This is a genomic window from Massilia sp. Soil_C_3 (genome assembly GCF_057657035.1).
This window is the reverse complement of record NZ_JBDGJG010000004.1, coordinates 37,497-52,700: the sequence shown is the minus strand read 5'-3', so window position 1 is coordinate 52,700 and position 15,204 is coordinate 37,497. Positions and strand designations below refer to the sequence as shown.

Below are 15,204 nucleotides of genomic sequence, written 5' to 3'. Positions count from 1 at the left end.
GAAACTGCTGTGATACAGTCGCCCCCGAGCGTGCGCCAGTCCGGCCGCGCCACTGACCGACAGGATTCACGATGGCTTACCGAGGCGCCTGCGCACTCGCCGCCGGCCTGCTGCTCGCAGGCTGCGCCATGCCCTACAGCCCGGCCCCCGTGGCCACCAATTTCCCCAGCACGCACCAGCCCAAGCTCCAGGCCGCGGCCCATTGGGGCGTGATCGCGCGCCATATGGCGACCGAGTTGGGCCCGACCCTGAAGACGGCGCCGAGCCGCTCCCTGTACGTGGAGCCGCTGCAACCGTCGATTTTCAGCACGGGCGTGAAGTCGCACCTCGTCACCGCCCTGGTCAACGATGGTTTCGTGGTCGTCAAGAATCCGGTGCCGGGTGCCCTCAAGATCGAGCTCGACACGCAAGTGGTTGCCTTCTCGGCGGATCGTCCGCAGTACCGCTATGCCGGCCTGCCGACCGCGCTGGCCAGCGGCGCCTGGGTCCTGACCAGCATCCAGCACAGTCCCGAGTGGCTGCTGACGGCCGGCGTCTACGGCTTTGACGCGCATCGCTGGTTCACCGCCCAGTTCGCGCCAGGCGATACGCCGAAGACCGAAATGATCGTGACCGTCTCGGTCGCGGACGAGCAACGCTATTACGCGCGGAACACCTCGGTCTACTACACCAGCGACGAGGATCTGGCGCTGTACGACGCCGCCCTTGCCGCGCCGGTGCCGACATCGAAGACCTTCGCGGTCAAGGACCATTGAGCTGAACATGCGCACATTGAAATTATCGGCGGCCGCACTGGGCCTGTCCTTGCTGCTGGGCGGCTGCGCGCTGATCGAGCAGCCCAACTACACGTCGGTGAGCGCGAACGATTTCGTCGCCGCCAACTACCGTGCTGCCGACGCCTTGCAGGCCCAGCTGGCCGGCAAGCTGACCGGCGACCAGCCCCTGATCATGGCCACCCTCGTCAACATCGACGCCCTCGAACATAGCTCGATGCTGGGCCGCGTGGTGTCCGAGCAGATCGCCACCCGCCTGGCCCAGGGCGGCCTGCCGGTGCTGGAAATGAAGCTGCGCAACAGCGTCTACCTGAAGCGCAACCAGGGCGAGCTGATGCTCACCCGCGAGCTGGGCGAAGTGGCCGGCACGCACAACGCGCAGGCCGTGGTCGTCGGTTCGTATGCCGAGACGCGCGACACCATCTTCATCAACGTCAAGGTGATCCAGCCGACCACGAATCTGGTGCTGGCGGGGCATGACTACGTGCTGGCCAAGCAGGGGACGATCCGTTCCATGCTGGTGCCGGACTGATCAAGGCGACCTGGCGCACGATTTCCGGCAGCTGATTGCGCACCCAGCGCAGCTCGGCGTCGTCCAGCGCTTCCGGCGCCTGCGCCAGCATGGCCAGCCGGGCCATGACGTCGGGGGCGATCCCGACGTCGTCCGCCGCGTCGATCGCCAGCACGAAGCGCTGCGCCACCGGGCCGACCGGCCCGCCTTGCGCGCGATAGCGCTGCAGCTCGCCCATCAGGTGAAGGGCGAGGGCAGGCTGGCCCGCATCAGGCGGCGTCGCCGCTGGCATTGAGTTCACGCACCAGCGTCTCCACCAGTTCCGCCGCCGGCATGGCCCGCGCGAGCGGCGCGCCTTGTCCGGCCCAGTGGGCCGCATATTCATGGTTGCCCGACTTCGCCGCCGCCGCGTGCAGCTGCTTGGCCGCGTCATACGCCACCGGATAGGCGGCCGGGACGCTCGAGGCGCCATGGCTGACCAGGCGGTTGACGATGCCGCGTGCCGGGCGTCCCGAGATCGCCGCGGTCAGGGCCGTGGTGGCAGCGCGTTCTCCCTGCAGGTTGGCGCGGTAGGCGTCGTTCGCCGCTGATTCCGGCGCCAGGATGAAGGCGGTGCCCAGCTGGGCGCCGGCCGCGCCGAGGTCCAGCGCGGCCCTGATGCCGGCGCCATCCATGATGCCGCCGGCTGCGATTACCGGCAGCCCCGTCCGCTTGACCAGCAGGCGCACCAGCACCGCCATGCTCAGACGTTCGTCGGTCGCATCGAGGTCGAACATGCCACGGTGGCCGCCGGCTTCGATGCCTTGCGCCACGATCGCGTCGATTCCCGCCTGTTCTATGCGCAGCGCCTCAATCAGGTTGGTGGCGGTGGCCATGGTGCGGATCCCGGCCGCGCGCAGCGCCGCCAGCCGTTCGCCCGACGGCAGGCCGAAGTGGAAACTGACGACTTGCGGGCGCAGGTCGAGCAGCATCCGGAACGTCTCTTCGTCATCGTTGAAGCTGCGGTAGATTTCATCGAGCGTGGAGGGCGGCGTCGCGCCGGCGTCGGCGAACAGCGGCGCCAGGTGGGCCAGCCAGGCCGACTCGCGCGCGGCATCGCGCTGGGCCGGCGCGTGGCAGAACACGTTCACATTGATCGCTTTCCCCGTCAGCGCCTGCGTTTCTTCGATCGTCGCGCGCGCCTGCGCCGCCGTGCTCGCACCGATTCCCAACGAACCCAGCGCGCCGGCATTGGATACCGCCGCCGCCAGCTGCGGCGTGCCCACCCCCGCCATCGGCGCCTGGATGATCGGATGCGCGACGGACAGCTGGGAAAAGAATGGATTGGACGGTTGCATGGCGGCTCCTTTCGTTTGAAGTTATTCTCAATTTGAGAATGAAGTGATGGTATCATTCTGTTTTGAGAAAAGATATATGGAAACTGAATCTTTGCGCATTTTTTGCGCCGTGGCGGTGGAGCTGAGCATCACGCAGGCTGCGGCGCGGCTGGGGCGGGCGCCATCGAATGTGACGACCCGGATCCAGCAACTCGAGGCTGACCTTGGCGTCGGACTGTTCGTGCGGACGGCCAAGCGCATTGCCTTGTCGCCAACGGGCGAGCAGTTCCTCGTCTACGCCGAACGGCTGCTGGCGCTGGAAGACGAGGCGCGGCAGGTCGTGTCGAACGGCGCCTCGGGCGGCGTGCTGCGGATCGGCAGCATGGAGAGTACCGCGGCCAGCCGCTTGCCGGGCGTGCTGGCCGCCTTCCACGTCGACCATCCTGCCACGCGGCTGGTGTTGCGTACCGGCCCGTCGCGCCAGATCGTCGAACAGGTGAGGACGGGTTCGCTCGATTGCGCCTTCGCCGCCCTGGTGGATGGCGGCGCCGACCTGGCCGAGGTGGGCTTGCGCTCGATGCCGGTCTGGGTCGAGGACTTGCTGTTGCTGCTGCCGCCCGGCGAAGCCGATGTCGATGAGGTCCGCAAGATGACGGCGCGGTCCCTGGCTGCCTTCCCGCAGGGCTGCACCTATCGCAGCCTGGCGGAAGACCGGTTAGGCATCGCCGGCGACCCGGCCTGGCGGGTGCAAGAGATGAATTCCTATCACGCGATGATCGCCTGCGTGGCCGCCGGCGCCTGCGTGACGGTGCTGCCGGCCAGCGTGCTGGCGCTGGGCGGTGCGCCAGCTTCGTTGAAGACCCTGCCATTGGGCCGTCTCGATACCTGCCTGGTCTGGCGGGATGGCTTCGCGACGCCGGCATTTCGTGCGTTCGCCGAGCGGCTGGGAGTGGGGCTCGAACCGCGATAGCGGGCAGCCAAATGCGCGTACAATGTGTCGTTCCAGATACCACATTCGCCCCATGCTGAAAGTCGACCTGCACTGCCATTCCACCGTCTCCGACGGCGTACTCGCTCCTTCCGACGTGGCGGCCTACGCGCGCAAGGGCGGGGTCGACGTGTGGGCGCTCACTGACCACGACGAGGTCGGCGGCATCAAGGCCGCGCGCAAGGCGGCGGGCGAGCTGGGCATGCGTTTCGTGGCCGGGGTCGAGATCTCGGTCACCTGGGCCAACGAGACCGTGCACGTGGTCGGCCTGCAGGTCGACGAAGACAATCCGGCCCTGATCGCCGGCCTGGCCGCCACCCGCAACGGCCGCGAGCAGCGCGCGCGCGAGATGGCGGCCCAGCTGGAGCAGGCCGGTATTCCCGGCGCCTACGAAGGCGCGCTGCGCTACGTCGCCAATCCCGACCTGATGTCGCGCACCCATTTCGCGCGCTTCCTGTGCGAGATCGGCGTGTGCGACACCACCTCCGAAGTATTCCGCCGCTTTCTCACCGAAGGCCGGCCCGGCTATGTGCCGCACCGCTGGGCCACGCTGGCCGAGGCGATGGGCTGGATCCGCGGTGCGGGCGGCATCCCCGTGATCGCGCATCCGGGCCGTTACCGGTTCAGCGACACGGCGCAAGGCGTCCTGTTCGACGAGTTCCGCCAACTGGGCGGCAAGACCATCGAGGTCGTCACCGGCAGCCACACGCCGGACCAGTACGGGATCTATGCCGAATTGGCGCGGCGCTATGGTTTCTTGGCCTCGCGCGGCACCGACTTCCATGCGCCGGGCGAGGCGCGGGTCGAGTTCGCGGAGTTGCCGCCCTTGCCGTCGAACGTGACGCCGGTATGGCATGACTGGTTCTGATCCCGCGCTACCGTCGATAAATGCCCGGGCGACCTGAGTGATCTCGAGCCAATTACTCTTTCTGTTCAGCGTCCTTGGCGGGGTCAATGGCGTTTTCCTGGCGCTGTATTTTTTTACCCGCTGCACCAACCGCCTCACACATGCCATGCTGGGCGCCTTGCTGATCGCGGTCGGCTTTCGCACGGTCAAATCGACGTTCTATTATTTCAATCCCGATCTCGCCATCGAGTTTCTGCAGATCGGCCTGGCGGCCTGCCTGCTGATCGGGCCACTGACCTATCTTTACGTGGATAGTCATCTGGCCGACCTGAAGGCCAGCGCCGCAAACGGTCGCTGGCGCTGGCATCTCTCGTCGGCGTCGTGCATCATCCTGATCGCGGTGAATTTCCCATATTCCCAGTATCCGAACGCATGGTATTACTATGTTTGCGGCATCCATGCGTATTGGTTCGCGTATCTGCTATTGGCCGGGAATGCACTGTGGCAATCGCGTGCGGTGTTGCGCGATACGGACGGCAAGCTTAATCGCAGCAATATATTGTTGTTGAGCGTATATTCCGGTAGTTTCCTGCTGCTGGCCGCGTATGTGACAACGCCGCTGACCTCATATATTGTCGGCGCCTTGTCATTCACCTTCTCGGTACATGTCGCCATGTTGTCGTGGATCGTGCACCACGGAGCGAAAGCCGAGGTCGCCAAAAAAGAAAAGTACCAGAATCGTAAATTGACTGACCAGGATGCTGGCGAGTTGATCGAATCGCTCAACCGGGTGATGCGTGAACAGCAGCTCTACCTGAATCCCAATCTGAGCCTGGCGCTGCTGGCAAAGAAGGTCGGGAATCTGCAAACCACGGTGTCCCAGGTAATCAATGAGAATCTGGGTAAAAGTTTTAACCTGTATATCAATGAGTTCCGCATCCAGCATGCCCAGGACTTGTTGATCAGTGAGTCTCGCATGAATATGGAACTCGTTGCCGAGCGCAGCGGTTTTAATTCGACCTCCACCTTCTTCGCTGCATTCAAGAAGACCACCGGACAGACACCGGCGAGCTACCGCGCCGCCCGCGCGTCTGCCTCGCGTGCATCCTGTACGGATCGCACCGTGGGTACGCCCGCCTCATAGCCTTCCGGGCCGACGTCCGGTCCCTGGAAATACGCCACCAGCCCCGGCTGCGGCCACCTCTCTCCCTGATCGTTTCTTGCTCCCGCCCCGGGTGAGCCGCGGCGCTGCGCATGCCAGCGGCTGCGGAATCATGTATCCGGAGTCCGAAATCATGGTTCATGAGCGCGGCGCCGGGCGGTCCTCCTATATTGGCTAGCGATGCCGTGTGTCGCCCCCGGACGACCGATCCGGGCGGGTGCGCGGCCGGGCAACCGTATCTACCTTCGGTAACAGGTATTTCTACATTTCAGGTGAATGTATGTGTCGACCTCTCTTTATTCAGATATTAATGGCGCTTTATCTTCTGCTATTCCGGCCTGACTGCGCATTCGCATCGCCGGCGATTGCCCAGGATGTGTTCAGGAAAAACAGCTATGTGGTGGATGTGGTGAACTCGGAGGGAGGAGCTGTTCCACTGAATTATATTGACACTGCTAATAAAAACAGGAATCGGTCCATATGAAGAAACACGGTCTCATCGCACTGCAATTTGTGCTGGTAGGTCTCGCATCGCTGTCGCTGCCGGCCCATGCCGGTAGCAGCATCGACGCCGCCACCATGCAGAAGTTCGACGCTGTGTTCAGCGACTTCAGTATTCCCCGACCGGCGCTGGCGGTAGCCATGTTCAAGGACGGCGAGCTGGTTTATCAGAAGGCCTACGGCCAGGCCAATCTCGAGCACGGTATTCCGGCAACCGTCGATACCAGCTTCCAGATCGATACGCTGGCGTGGGAATTTATCGCCTATTCTGCGCTGATGCTGGAAAGCCAGGGCAAGCTCAAGCTGGGCGACGACATCAGAACGTATGTGCCCGAGCTGCCCGATCTTGGCGAGAAAATCACCGTCAATCACCTGCTGAGCTCGACCGACGGCGTTGCCGGCTACAAGGTCTTGCAAGCCCTGGCCGGGTGGGAGGCGAGCGGCCCCGGGCAGAACGCAGCCGTCCTTGAACTCCTCAAGAGTCAGAAGACATTGCATTTCAAGCCAGGCGAAGAATTCTCGCCAGGCGGCGACAGCAGGTTCATCCTGTTGGCCAGGATCGTCGAAGTCGTCTCCGGGGAGGCCTTCGATGCTTTCTGCAAGAAGAATATTTTTGCGCCCCTGGGCATGGTGAACACGCAGTTCGTGGTTGACGACGCCCAGTTCATGGCCAACAGGGCGGTTCCTTACCGGAGTGCAGGAGATGGCGTCTACAAACACGATGTGGGTGGGCGCAACACTCCCGGCCTGGTCAATCTGTATTCCTCGATACGCGACCTGTCACTCTGGCGCACCAGCCTGGCATTGCCCGCGCCCGGCAATCAGGCGCTGGCCGACAAGCTGAATCAGCCGATCAAGCTCGATAGCGGGGTAATCATCCGCGATATCGCCAGGGTCTCGACCTACGGCCAGCAGCATGCGGGCCAGGAAAGAGGGATCTCGAAGAAATACCAGATCGGCGGCGTCGGCGGATACGCGAGTTCGGTGTTCAGCTTTCCGGATCACGATGTCTCGGTCGTCGTACTGAGCTCGGGGCTAAATTACAACGGAAGTTATGGCATGCGGCTCGCGTCAGTCCTGCTCGAAAAGCAGTTTGTCGAACCTCTGACGATCGACTATTCGCGCATCGAGCGCGTGAAGGTCGCGCCGGCCCAGCTTGCGCAGTACGCGGGCAATTACTGGACCGCGGTCCGGGCGGTTCCTGCTGCTATCTACGTCAAGGACGACGTCCTGTATTACGGCAGGGCAGGCGGAGCGCCTGGGCGTGAACTGATTCCCCTGGGCGGTACGAGATTCCAGCTGAAGATCGAGGGCGACGACCATTATTTCGTCGAGTTCGTCGCTGGCAAGCATGGACCGGAAATGCACTACAGCATGGGGGCCAGTGACCCGGTAGTGTTCGAGTCCTATACGCCCGTGTCGTACAGCGACCGGGACCTGGACCAGTTCACGGGCGCCTTCCATAACGAAGAACTCAATGCCTCTTATGTTTTCACTGTCAGCAAAGGGGTGCTCAGCGCACACAATCTACGCGTCGGCCAGATCGACTTCAAGCCGCTCGACGCCAACAGGTTTTCGGGCAACAAGCCGTTCATGGGCGGGCTCAGGTTCCAGCGCGGCACTGATCAGGAGGTGACCGGCTTCCAGATCATTGGCGATGAAGCCCGGGGGCTGCAGTTCAAGAAGATCCGCACCCCTGGCGCCTGATCGTCCCTTTCGTCTCCCGCGAAGCCAGGCAGCGCCTGGCTTTTTGCGTTCCAGCGTCTTCCTGCGTGCTCTGTTGTGCCCCTGCAACTCAAGTAAATTCCCTCAGCCACCTTGAAATTTGCAGTTTATACTCCAGATGGAGTATGTGAAGAGTATAGGAGGCGATATGAAGCTAGTTTCCCCAGAAAAAAAGCTCCCCGACAGTGACAAGGTTACGGTCAACGTTGGACTGGTCGACCTGGCCCAGGTCGATCTGCTGGTCGAAGAAGGGTTTTATTCGAACCGCACCGACCTGGTCCGCACCGCGATCCGCAATCTGTTGCAGCAGCACGTGGATGTCATTCGGCAAACAGTCGTGCGCAAACGCTATGTGATGGGCCTGTACCGCTACACCCGGCGTGAACTGGAACAGATTGTTGCAGACGGGCAGCAGCTTGAGATCCATGTCCTTGGCCTGGCCGTGATCGAGGACGACGTCCCCGCCAGCCTGGCGCGCGAGGCGATCGCATCCCTCCAGGTGCTGGGCGCCTTTATTGCATCAACGGCCGTGCGCGAAGCATTGGCCGACCGCCTCCAATCATGAAGAAGGATATACCCATGAAACCTTTCGAACAGTTCATCGGCCAGATGATGGAATCGGCGCGCCGCGTGCAGACGCGCGACCCGCAGGCCGCCACCGATATCATCCAGCAGGCGCTGGCCCAGGCCGGCCTGCTCACGCCCCAGCAAAAGACCGACGCATCGCCGCAAGCGCCGCAATTCGTCGACCTCAATTCGCCGCCGGCCTGGAGCAAGCCGAAGTCACGGCCCCGTCCGGCTACGAAGCCGCAGTCGCGCCTGCCCGGCCGCTTCATCGCCGGCAGCCACGGCGGCGAAGCGGGCAGCCGCCGCTACAAGTTGTACATTCCCGCGAAACCGGCCGAGGGACGCCGTCCGCTGGTCGTGATGCTGCACGGCTGCACCCAGAACCCGGACGATTTCGCGGTCGGCACCGGCATGAACGCGTTGGCCGAAGAACTCGGCGTCCTGGTGCTGTACCCCGAGCAGGACGGCCGCGCCAACCATTCACATTGCTGGAACTGGTTCGAGCCGGGCCACCAGGCGCGCGACGCCGGCGAGCCGGGCATCCTCGCCGGCATGACGCGCGAGGTGTTGCGGGAATACGATGCCGAGCCGTCGCAGGTGTTCGTGGCCGGCATGTCGGCCGGCGGCGCGATGGCGGCGGTGCTCGGCGCCGAGTATCCGGAACTGTTTGCCGCGATCGGCGTCCACTCCGGCTTGCCGGCGGGCAGCGCGCGCGACATGATCACGGGCTTGCAAGCCATGAAGAAGCCGGGCCGCGGGCGCAGCCTGCGCGAGGCGGTGCCGGTGATCGTCTTCCATGGCGATGCCGATCATGTGGTCAATCAGGGCAACGGTGAAGCGGTGTTGAAGCAATTCGTCAGCGCCCACGCCGGCCTGCGCGCCACGCCGCTGCACGCGAGCGAAACCGAATCGACCCAGGGCGGGCGCCGCGCTACCCACCGCACCTGGCGCGACGAAGAAGGGCGGGCAATGGCGGAACACTGGATCGTGCACGGCGCCGGCCACACCTGGGCGGGCGGCGATGCGGCTGGTTCGCATACCGATGCGCTCGGCCCCAATGCTTCGCGCGAGATGCTGCGCTTTTTCCTGCAGCGCTAGGGACGGCCCGGTCCGCTAATGGCTGGGCCTTGAATTTTCCCCGGTTCAGCCCAACCTTGGCATCCTGTCATCAATTTTCAGGAGATGTCTGCCATGAAGCGTGTTGTGCTGTTCCTTGCCACTAACCTTGCCGTCGTGCTGGTGCTGACGCTGGTCATGAACCTGCTCGGCCTGGGGCGTGCCGTGTCCGCGCAAGGGCTCAACATTCCTGCCCTGGCGGTCATGTCCATCGTCATCGGTTTCACGGGCGCCTTCATTTCTCTCCTGATGAGCAAGCCGATGGCCAAGTGGTCGACTGGCGCGCGCGTCATCGAGCAGCCGGCCAACTCCACCGAGCAATGGCTGGTGCAAACCGTGCGCCGCCTGTCCGAGCGCGCCGGCATCGGCATGCCCGAAGTTGCCGTGTATGAGGGCGAGCCGAACGCGTTTGCTACGGGCGCGTTTAAAAACTCGGCGCTGGTCGCGGTCTCGACCGGCTTGCTGCAGAGCATGAACCAGGACGAGGTCGAAGCCGTCCTCGGCCACGAGGTGGCGCACATCGCCAACGGCGACATGGTCACCCTGACCCTGATCCAGGGCGTGGTCAACACCTTCGTCGTGTTCCTGGCGCGTGTGGTCGGTTTCTTCGTCGACAAGGTATTGTTCCGCAAGGAGGGCGAGGGCCCCGGCATCGGTTACTTCGCCAGCGTGATTGTGCTCGAAATTTTGTTCGGCCTGCTGGCCTCGATCATCGTCGCCTGGTTCTCGCGCCAGCGCGAATTCCGCGCCGACGCCGGCGCCGCGAAACTGATGGGCAGCCCGGTGCCGATGCAGCATGCACTGGCCCGCCTGGGTGGTTTGGCGCCGGGCGCGCTGCCCAAGACGATGTCAGCGTCGGGCATTTCCGGCAGCGGCGGCGGCTGGGGCGCGCTGTTCTCGACCCACCCGCCGATGGAACAGCGCATCGCCGCGCTCCAGCAACTGCGTTAATCAATCAAGGACGTTTAGATGGGCCAATATTTCCAGATCCACCCCGAAAATCCCCAGGCCCGCCTGATCAAGCAGGCGGCGCAGATCGTCAGCAGCGGCGGCATCGTCGCCTTGCCGACCGATTCCGCGTATGCGCTGGTATGCCGCCTGGATGACAAGGCGGCGGTCGACAAGCTGCGCCGGATCCGCGGCATCGACGACAAGCACCACCTGACCCTGCTGGTGCGCGACCTGTCCGAGGTCGCGCAATATGCGCGCGTGGATAACACACAATATCGCCTGCTCAAGGCCACGATGCCGGGCCCATACACGGTGATCCTGGAGGCGACGCGCGAACTGCCGCGCCGCCTGTCGCACCCGTCGCGCAAGACCATCGGCCTGCGCGTGCCCGAGAACCGCATCACGCTGGCGCTGCTCGAAGAACTGGGCGAACCGCTGATCGGCACCACCCTGCAACTGCCGGGCGACGACCACATGCTGTCCGACCCGGAAGAAGTGCGCGAGCGGCTGGAAAAGCAGATCGAGCTGATCATCGACGGCGGCGCCGGCTTGCTGGAGGCGACCACCATCATCGACCTGACCGGCCCCGAACCGGAACTGGTGCGCGAGGGCAGGGGCGATCCGGCGGCCTTCGGTCTATGACACTGCCTTAAGAATTCCACAGGACAAGTGCGTACCGGCCTCTGATAGAATCCCTCTTATGGATGAAACGATACGCAACATCGCCGTCTACGCGCTGCCCGTTCTTTTTGCGATTACCCTGCACGAAGCCGCCCACGCCTACGCTGCCAAATTTTTCGGTGACAACACCGCCTATTCCCAGGGCCGCATGAGCCTGAATCCGCTGGTGCACGTGGACATCTGGGGCACCATCGTGATTCCGATCATGATGTATCTGTTTACGCCCTTCGTGTTCGGCTACGCCAAGCCGGTGCCGGTCGATTTCGGCCGCCTGCGCAATCCGAAGCGCGACATGGCCTGGGTCGCGCTGGCCGGCCCCATTGCCAACCTGATCATGGCCGCGCTGTGGCTGCTGTTCGCGGCATTGCTGGTGTTCTTCGGCGTCAGTGAAACCTTCCCGCGCCGCATGGCCGAGGCCGGCATCCTGACGAACCTGTTGATCATGGCCTTCAACCTGCTGCCGATCCCGCCGCTGGACGGCGGCCGGGTATTGACCAGCATGCTGCCCAACAGCCTGGCCTTTAAATTCGCCCGCATCGAGCCCTACGGCTTCTTCATCGTGCTGGGCCTGGTGTTCCTGCAGCTGGTGGGCTACTGGGTGGTGCCGGTGATGCAGCTGGGCCGCTGGATCGTCGACATGATGGTCCTGCCGTTCACTTTCGTGCTGTTCTGACGCCATGCCAGTCGACGCGCCGCGTGTGAACATGCAGACTCTGCCGCCGTCGCCATGGGTCGAGCGTTTCGTTTCCCTGGCGCCGCCCGGTGAGGCGCTTGACTTGGCTTGCGGCAATGGCCGCCACACGCGCCTGCTGGCGGCGCGCGGCCTGCAGGTGCTGGCGCTGGACGTCAAACCCGAGGCGCTGGCCGCCAGCGCGGGCCACAATGTCACGACGATGGCCTACGACCTCGAGGCCGACGGTTCGCCCTGGCCCTTCGAGGCGGGACGTTTTTCGGCGATCGTGGTCACCAATTACCTGCACCGGCCGCTGTTCGCGGCACTGGCGGCCAGCTTGCGGCCGGACGGCATCCTGATTTACGAAACCTTCGCACAAGGGAACCAGATCTACGGCAAACCATCCAATCCTGCCTTCCTGCTGGCGCCCGGCGAGTTGCTGGGGCTGGCGCAAGACGGCGGATTGCAGGTGCTGGCCTACGAGGACGGCCATGTGCAACGGCCGCATCCGGCCCAGGTGCAGCGCCTGTGCGCGGTCGGCGCGGGATTTGCCAAAACCGAGGCCCGGCTCGACCATATTGTGGTCAGGAATGAACCATAGCGGCGGGCTATCCGCTACAATCAGATTTTTTAATGAATGGCACGGCCAAGATTATGATTAAGGGCAGTATCGTAGCACTCGTCACTCCGATGTTCGAAGACGGCAGCCTTGACCGCGATAGTTTGCGCAAGCTGATCGACTGGCACGTCGCGGAAGGCACGGACGCGATCGTCATCGTGGGCACGACGGGCGAATCGGCCACCGTGTCGCCGGAAGAGCATTGCGAACTCGTCAAGCTGGCCGTCGATCACGTCGCCGGCCGCATCCCGGTCATCGCCGGCACCGGCGGCAACTCGACCGCGGAAGCGATCGCGCTGACCCGCCATGCGAAGGAATGCGGCGCCGATGCTTCGCTGCAGGTTGTTCCCTATTACAACCGTCCGACGCAAGAGGGCATGTACCGCCATTTCCGCGCCATTGCGGAAAGCGTGGACCTGCCGATCATCCTGTACAACGTGCCGGGCCGTACCGTGGCCGACATGGCCAACGAGACCGTCGCACGCCTGGCGCCGATCGAGAATATCGTCGGCATCAAGGACGCCACCGGCAATATCGGCCGCGGTATCGAGCTGCTCAAGATGGTCGACAAATCGTTCGCCGTCTATTCGGGCGACGATCCGAGCGCGATGACCCTGATGTTCTGCGGCGGCGCCGGCAATATCTCGGTGACGGCCAACGTCGCCCCACGCGCGATGCACGAGCTGTGCGTGGCCGCGATGGCCGGCGACGTTGCCCGTGCGGTCGAGATCAACAACCGCGTGCTCGGCCTGCACGGCAAGCTGTTCGTCGAACCGAACCCGGTGCCGGTGAAGTGGGCGCTGGCCGAAATGGGCAAGATGCCCGCCGGCCTGCGCCTGCCGCTCGCGCCGCTGTCCGCCCAGTACCACGAGACCGTGCGCGCCGCCCTGGTGGAAGCCGGCGTTCATTCCTAATCCCGGGCCCGCAAGGGTTCGGGTTCCTGACCTGATATCGAACGACATGACTAAAAGCAAGTACTCGGCATTCAACTCCGCGCGTTCCAATTTCTCGCCCCTGGCTTCCGCTCCTGCTGCCGCACGCGTGCTGACGCTGACCGCGCTCGCTTTCAGCCTGGCGGCCTGCACCACCATCTTTGAAGGCGACAAGGTCGATTACAAGGGCGCCAAGAAAGCCGCGCCGCTGGACGTGCCGCCCGATCTGACCAAGCTGCAGCGCGACAACCGCTACGCCATCCCTGACGGCCGTGGCGTCGCCACCGCATCCGGCCAGGCGGCCGCCGCTGCCGCCGGCACGGGCGGCGGCTTCGTCCCCGGCGTCGCCGCGAGCAACCAGCAGATCGGACCGATCTCGAGCGATGCGATCAGCGTCCAGCGCAACGGCGACCAGCGCTGGCTGGTGGTCAAGCAAACCCCGGAACAACTGTGGCCGCAACTGCGCCAGTTCTGGGAAGAGCAGGGCTTCGCCATCGAAACCGAATCGGCCACTACCGGCACCATGGAAACCGCCTGGGTCGAGAACCGTTCGAAGATTCCGCAAGACTTCATCCGCAACGCCATCGGCCGCGTGTTCGACCGCGCCTACTCGACCGGCGAGCGCGACAAGTTCCGCACCCGTCTCGAGCGCCTGCCGGACGGCTCGACCGAGATCTGGGTCAGCCACCGCGGCGCCGAGGAAGTCCTGACCGGCCCGCAGAGCGAAACCACCACCTGGACTTCGCGCCCGAACGATCCTGGCATGGAATCGCAATTCCTGGGCCGCATGGTCGCGATGCTGACCGGCACCAAGGAAGTCGCGACGGCCGAAGCGACGGTCGCCAACGCACCGGTGGCGCCGCAGCACGCCAAGCTGGTGGGCGATACGGTCGAGGTCGACGAAGGCTTCGACCGCGCCTGGCGCCGTGTCGGCCTGGCGCTGGACCGCGTCGGCTTCACCGTCGAAGACCGCGACCGCGTGCAGGGTGTCTACTTCGTGCGCTACGTCGATCCGGACGCGGCCGAGCAGAAGGAAGGCTTCTTCAAGCGCCTGTTCTCGTGGGGCGGCAAGTCGGAAGACGAGCTCAAGGAAGCCCAGCGCTACCGCGTGCTGGTCAAGACCGAGCAGGGCGCCAGCGTCAGCAAGGTCACGGTACAGACCAACGAAGGTCAGGCGGATACCTCGGCGACCGCAGGCAAGATCCTGAATCTGCTGCATACCGAGCTGAAGTAATCCCTGACCCGGTAGCTGGCTTCAAGCCCGGCTACCGGCTTCAAATACGTCGTCCCCGCGCAGGCGGGGACCCAAGTTTTCCAGCGTTTCGATAGCGCTGGCAGTACTTGGGTCCCCGCCTTCGCGGGGACGACGTTTTTGGGCAAGCGGTGGAGCTTGCAGCGGCGGCCTGCGTACATTACAAAACGACAGACGTAAAAAAACCGGCCCGCAGGCCGGTTCTTCTTACCGAAGTAACGAATTACTTGGTGGTAGCAGCAGCGTCAGCAGCTTGCTCAGCCGAACCTTGAGCAGCAGCAGCTGCGTCGGTTGCGGTGTTGGCAGCAGCAGCAGCGTCAGCGGCAGCAGCGTCAGCAGCAGCTGGTGCGGTTGCGTCAGCAGCTGGGGTTGCGGTTGCGTCAGCTGGTGCGACAGCTGCTGGGGTTTCGGTAGCAGCTGGTGCGACTGGAGCTTCTTCTTTCTTAGCGCAAGCAGCCAGGGTAACAGCGAACAGGGAGGCGATCAGCAGGGTTTTTTTCATGATTTTTCCTTAGTATTTACAAGAGTCGAACACTTGTTGCGATTAATAATTACCGGTAATTATTTCTCGGTGGAATTCTCGTGCTTTC

17 protein-coding genes are annotated in these 15,204 nt (G+C 63.8%); 14 read left to right on the top strand and 3 right to left on the bottom strand.

Translation table 11 applies throughout. The annotated features are described in order from the left end of the window. Nucleotides 1–71: 71 nt before the first annotated feature. Both AC3A6F_RS08490 and AC3A6F_RS08485 read left to right on the top strand, forming a co-directional pair. Entirely contained in the window at nucleotides 72–755 is a 684-nt protein-coding gene (locus AC3A6F_RS08490) for a hypothetical protein (protein ID WP_487679752.1), read from the top strand. A gap of 7 nt (nucleotides 756–762) precedes the next feature. Continuing rightward, nucleotides 763–1,305, top strand: a complete 543-nt coding sequence (locus tag AC3A6F_RS08485) for a FlgO family outer membrane protein (RefSeq protein WP_487679750.1) — start codon at nucleotides 763–765, stop codon at nucleotides 1,303–1,305. Here the strand turns inward: AC3A6F_RS08485 and AC3A6F_RS08480 are convergent. Together AC3A6F_RS08480 and AC3A6F_RS08475 are read right to left on the bottom strand one after the other, a co-directional pair. Further along, nucleotides 1,208–1,585: a hypothetical protein gene (locus tag AC3A6F_RS08480; RefSeq protein ID WP_487679749.1), complete on the bottom strand. Its 378-nt coding sequence runs from the start codon at nucleotides 1,583–1,585 to the stop codon at nucleotides 1,208–1,210. The two genes, AC3A6F_RS08485 and AC3A6F_RS08480, sit on opposite strands and share 98 nt — an antisense overlap. Further along, complete coding sequence (locus AC3A6F_RS08475) at nucleotides 1,554–2,621, bottom strand: NAD(P)H-dependent flavin oxidoreductase (RefSeq protein WP_487679747.1); 1,068 nt, start codon at nucleotides 2,619–2,621, stop codon at nucleotides 1,554–1,556. The genes AC3A6F_RS08480 and AC3A6F_RS08475 overlap by 32 nt, the downstream gene beginning before the upstream one ends. 76 nt (nucleotides 2,622–2,697) lie before the next feature. On the opposite strand from AC3A6F_RS08475, the gene AC3A6F_RS08470 reads away from it, so the two are divergent. From AC3A6F_RS08470 to bamC, 12 genes are all read left to right on the top strand, one after another. Beyond that, nucleotides 2,698–3,570, top strand: a complete 873-nt coding sequence (locus AC3A6F_RS08470) for a LysR substrate-binding domain-containing protein (RefSeq protein ID WP_487679745.1) — start codon at nucleotides 2,698–2,700, stop codon at nucleotides 3,568–3,570. A gap of 52 nt (nucleotides 3,571–3,622) precedes the next feature. Further along, on the top strand, nucleotides 3,623–4,456 hold the full coding sequence (locus AC3A6F_RS08465) for a 3',5'-nucleoside bisphosphate phosphatase (RefSeq protein WP_147936869.1): 834 nt from the start codon (nucleotides 3,623–3,625) through the stop codon (nucleotides 4,454–4,456). A 37-nt stretch (nucleotides 4,457–4,493) separates the two neighbouring features. Then, nucleotides 4,494–5,579 (top strand): helix-turn-helix domain-containing protein, encoded by a 1,086-nt coding sequence (locus AC3A6F_RS08460; protein WP_487679743.1) that lies wholly within the window; start codon nucleotides 4,494–4,496, stop codon nucleotides 5,577–5,579. Between the two features lie 498 nt (nucleotides 5,580–6,077). Continuing rightward, entirely contained in the window at nucleotides 6,078–7,805 is a 1,728-nt protein-coding gene (locus tag AC3A6F_RS08455; protein ID WP_487679741.1) for a serine hydrolase domain-containing protein, read from the top strand. A gap of 166 nt (nucleotides 7,806–7,971) precedes the next feature. Further along, nucleotides 7,972–8,388, top strand: a complete 417-nt coding sequence (locus tag AC3A6F_RS08450) for a CopG family transcriptional regulator (RefSeq protein WP_487679740.1) — start codon at nucleotides 7,972–7,974, stop codon at nucleotides 8,386–8,388. Nucleotides 8,389–8,402: 14 nt separating this feature from the next. After that, complete coding sequence (locus tag AC3A6F_RS08445) at nucleotides 8,403–9,488, top strand: extracellular catalytic domain type 1 short-chain-length polyhydroxyalkanoate depolymerase (protein ID WP_487679738.1); 1,086 nt, start codon at nucleotides 8,403–8,405, stop codon at nucleotides 9,486–9,488. Nucleotides 9,489–9,581: 93 nt separating this feature from the next. After that, nucleotides 9,582–10,457, top strand: a complete 876-nt coding sequence (htpX, locus tag AC3A6F_RS08440; protein WP_487679736.1) for a protease HtpX — start codon at nucleotides 9,582–9,584, stop codon at nucleotides 10,455–10,457. An 18-nt stretch (nucleotides 10,458–10,475) separates the two neighbouring features. Then, the gene (locus AC3A6F_RS08435) at nucleotides 10,476–11,099 is read left to right on the top strand and encodes an L-threonylcarbamoyladenylate synthase (RefSeq protein WP_147936861.1); all 624 of its coding nucleotides are present in this window, start codon (nucleotides 10,476–10,478) and stop codon (nucleotides 11,097–11,099) included. A 58-nt stretch (nucleotides 11,100–11,157) separates the two neighbouring features. Then, nucleotides 11,158–11,811: a site-2 protease family protein gene (locus AC3A6F_RS08430; RefSeq protein ID WP_487679734.1), complete on the top strand. Its 654-nt coding sequence runs from the start codon at nucleotides 11,158–11,160 to the stop codon at nucleotides 11,809–11,811. Between the two features lie 31 nt (nucleotides 11,812–11,842). Continuing rightward, nucleotides 11,843–12,412 (top strand): class I SAM-dependent methyltransferase, encoded by a 570-nt coding sequence (locus tag AC3A6F_RS08425; RefSeq protein WP_487680441.1) that lies wholly within the window; start codon nucleotides 11,843–11,845, stop codon nucleotides 12,410–12,412. A 53-nt stretch (nucleotides 12,413–12,465) separates the two neighbouring features. Beyond that, nucleotides 12,466–13,344 carry a 4-hydroxy-tetrahydrodipicolinate synthase gene (dapA, locus tag AC3A6F_RS08420; RefSeq protein WP_071361795.1) on the top strand — a complete coding sequence of 293 codons (879 nt, stop codon included), beginning with the start codon at nucleotides 12,466–12,468 and terminating at the stop codon, nucleotides 13,342–13,344. Nucleotides 13,345–13,390: 46 nt separating this feature from the next. After that, nucleotides 13,391–14,596 (top strand): NlpB/DapX family lipoprotein, encoded by a 1,206-nt coding sequence (gene bamC / locus AC3A6F_RS08415; protein WP_487679732.1) that lies wholly within the window; start codon nucleotides 13,391–13,393, stop codon nucleotides 14,594–14,596. Nucleotides 14,597–14,837: 241 nt separating this feature from the next. Here the strand turns inward: bamC and AC3A6F_RS08410 are convergent, their stop codons facing one another. Continuing rightward, a complete protein-coding gene (locus tag AC3A6F_RS08410) occupies nucleotides 14,838–15,116 on the bottom strand; it encodes a hypothetical protein (RefSeq protein ID WP_487679730.1) in 279 nt (92 codons plus the stop codon). Nucleotides 15,117–15,204 lie beyond the last annotated feature (88 nt).

What these genes read in the sequence shown, in the direction of transcription:
- AC3A6F_RS08450 (WP_487679740.1), top strand. Translation starts at nt 7,972, where the DNA reads ATGAAGCTAGTTTCCCCAGAAAAAAAGCTCCCCGACAGTGACAAGGTT.
- AC3A6F_RS08455 (WP_487679741.1), top strand. Translation starts at nt 6,078, where the DNA reads ATGAAGAAACACGGTCTCATCGCACTGCAATTTGTGCTGGTAGGTCTC.
- AC3A6F_RS08425 (WP_487680441.1), top strand. Translation starts at nt 11,843, where the DNA reads ATGCAGACTCTGCCGCCGTCGCCATGGGTCGAGCGTTTCGTTTCCCTG.
- AC3A6F_RS08485 (WP_487679750.1), top strand. Translation starts at nt 763, where the DNA reads ATGCGCACATTGAAATTATCGGCGGCCGCACTGGGCCTGTCCTTGCTG.
- dapA (WP_071361795.1), top strand. Translation starts at nt 12,466, where the DNA reads ATGATTAAGGGCAGTATCGTAGCACTCGTCACTCCGATGTTCGAAGAC.
- htpX (WP_487679736.1), top strand. Translation starts at nt 9,582, where the DNA reads ATGAAGCGTGTTGTGCTGTTCCTTGCCACTAACCTTGCCGTCGTGCTG.
- AC3A6F_RS08410 (WP_487679730.1), bottom strand. Translation starts at nt 15,116, where the DNA reads ATGAAAAAAACCCTGCTGATCGCCTCCCTGTTCGCTGTTACCCTGGCT.
- AC3A6F_RS08490 (WP_487679752.1), top strand. Translation starts at nt 72, where the DNA reads ATGGCTTACCGAGGCGCCTGCGCACTCGCCGCCGGCCTGCTGCTCGCA.
- bamC (WP_487679732.1), top strand. Translation starts at nt 13,391, where the DNA reads ATGACTAAAAGCAAGTACTCGGCATTCAACTCCGCGCGTTCCAATTTC.
- AC3A6F_RS08475 (WP_487679747.1), bottom strand. Translation starts at nt 2,621, where the DNA reads ATGCAACCGTCCAATCCATTCTTTTCCCAGCTGTCCGTCGCGCATCCG.
- AC3A6F_RS08470 (WP_487679745.1), top strand. Translation starts at nt 2,698, where the DNA reads ATGGAAACTGAATCTTTGCGCATTTTTTGCGCCGTGGCGGTGGAGCTG.
- AC3A6F_RS08445 (WP_487679738.1), top strand. Translation starts at nt 8,403, where the DNA reads ATGAAACCTTTCGAACAGTTCATCGGCCAGATGATGGAATCGGCGCGC.
- AC3A6F_RS08430 (WP_487679734.1), top strand. Translation starts at nt 11,158, where the DNA reads ATGGATGAAACGATACGCAACATCGCCGTCTACGCGCTGCCCGTTCTT.
- AC3A6F_RS08435 (WP_147936861.1), top strand. Translation starts at nt 10,476, where the DNA reads ATGGGCCAATATTTCCAGATCCACCCCGAAAATCCCCAGGCCCGCCTG.
- AC3A6F_RS08465 (WP_147936869.1), top strand. Translation starts at nt 3,623, where the DNA reads ATGCTGAAAGTCGACCTGCACTGCCATTCCACCGTCTCCGACGGCGTA.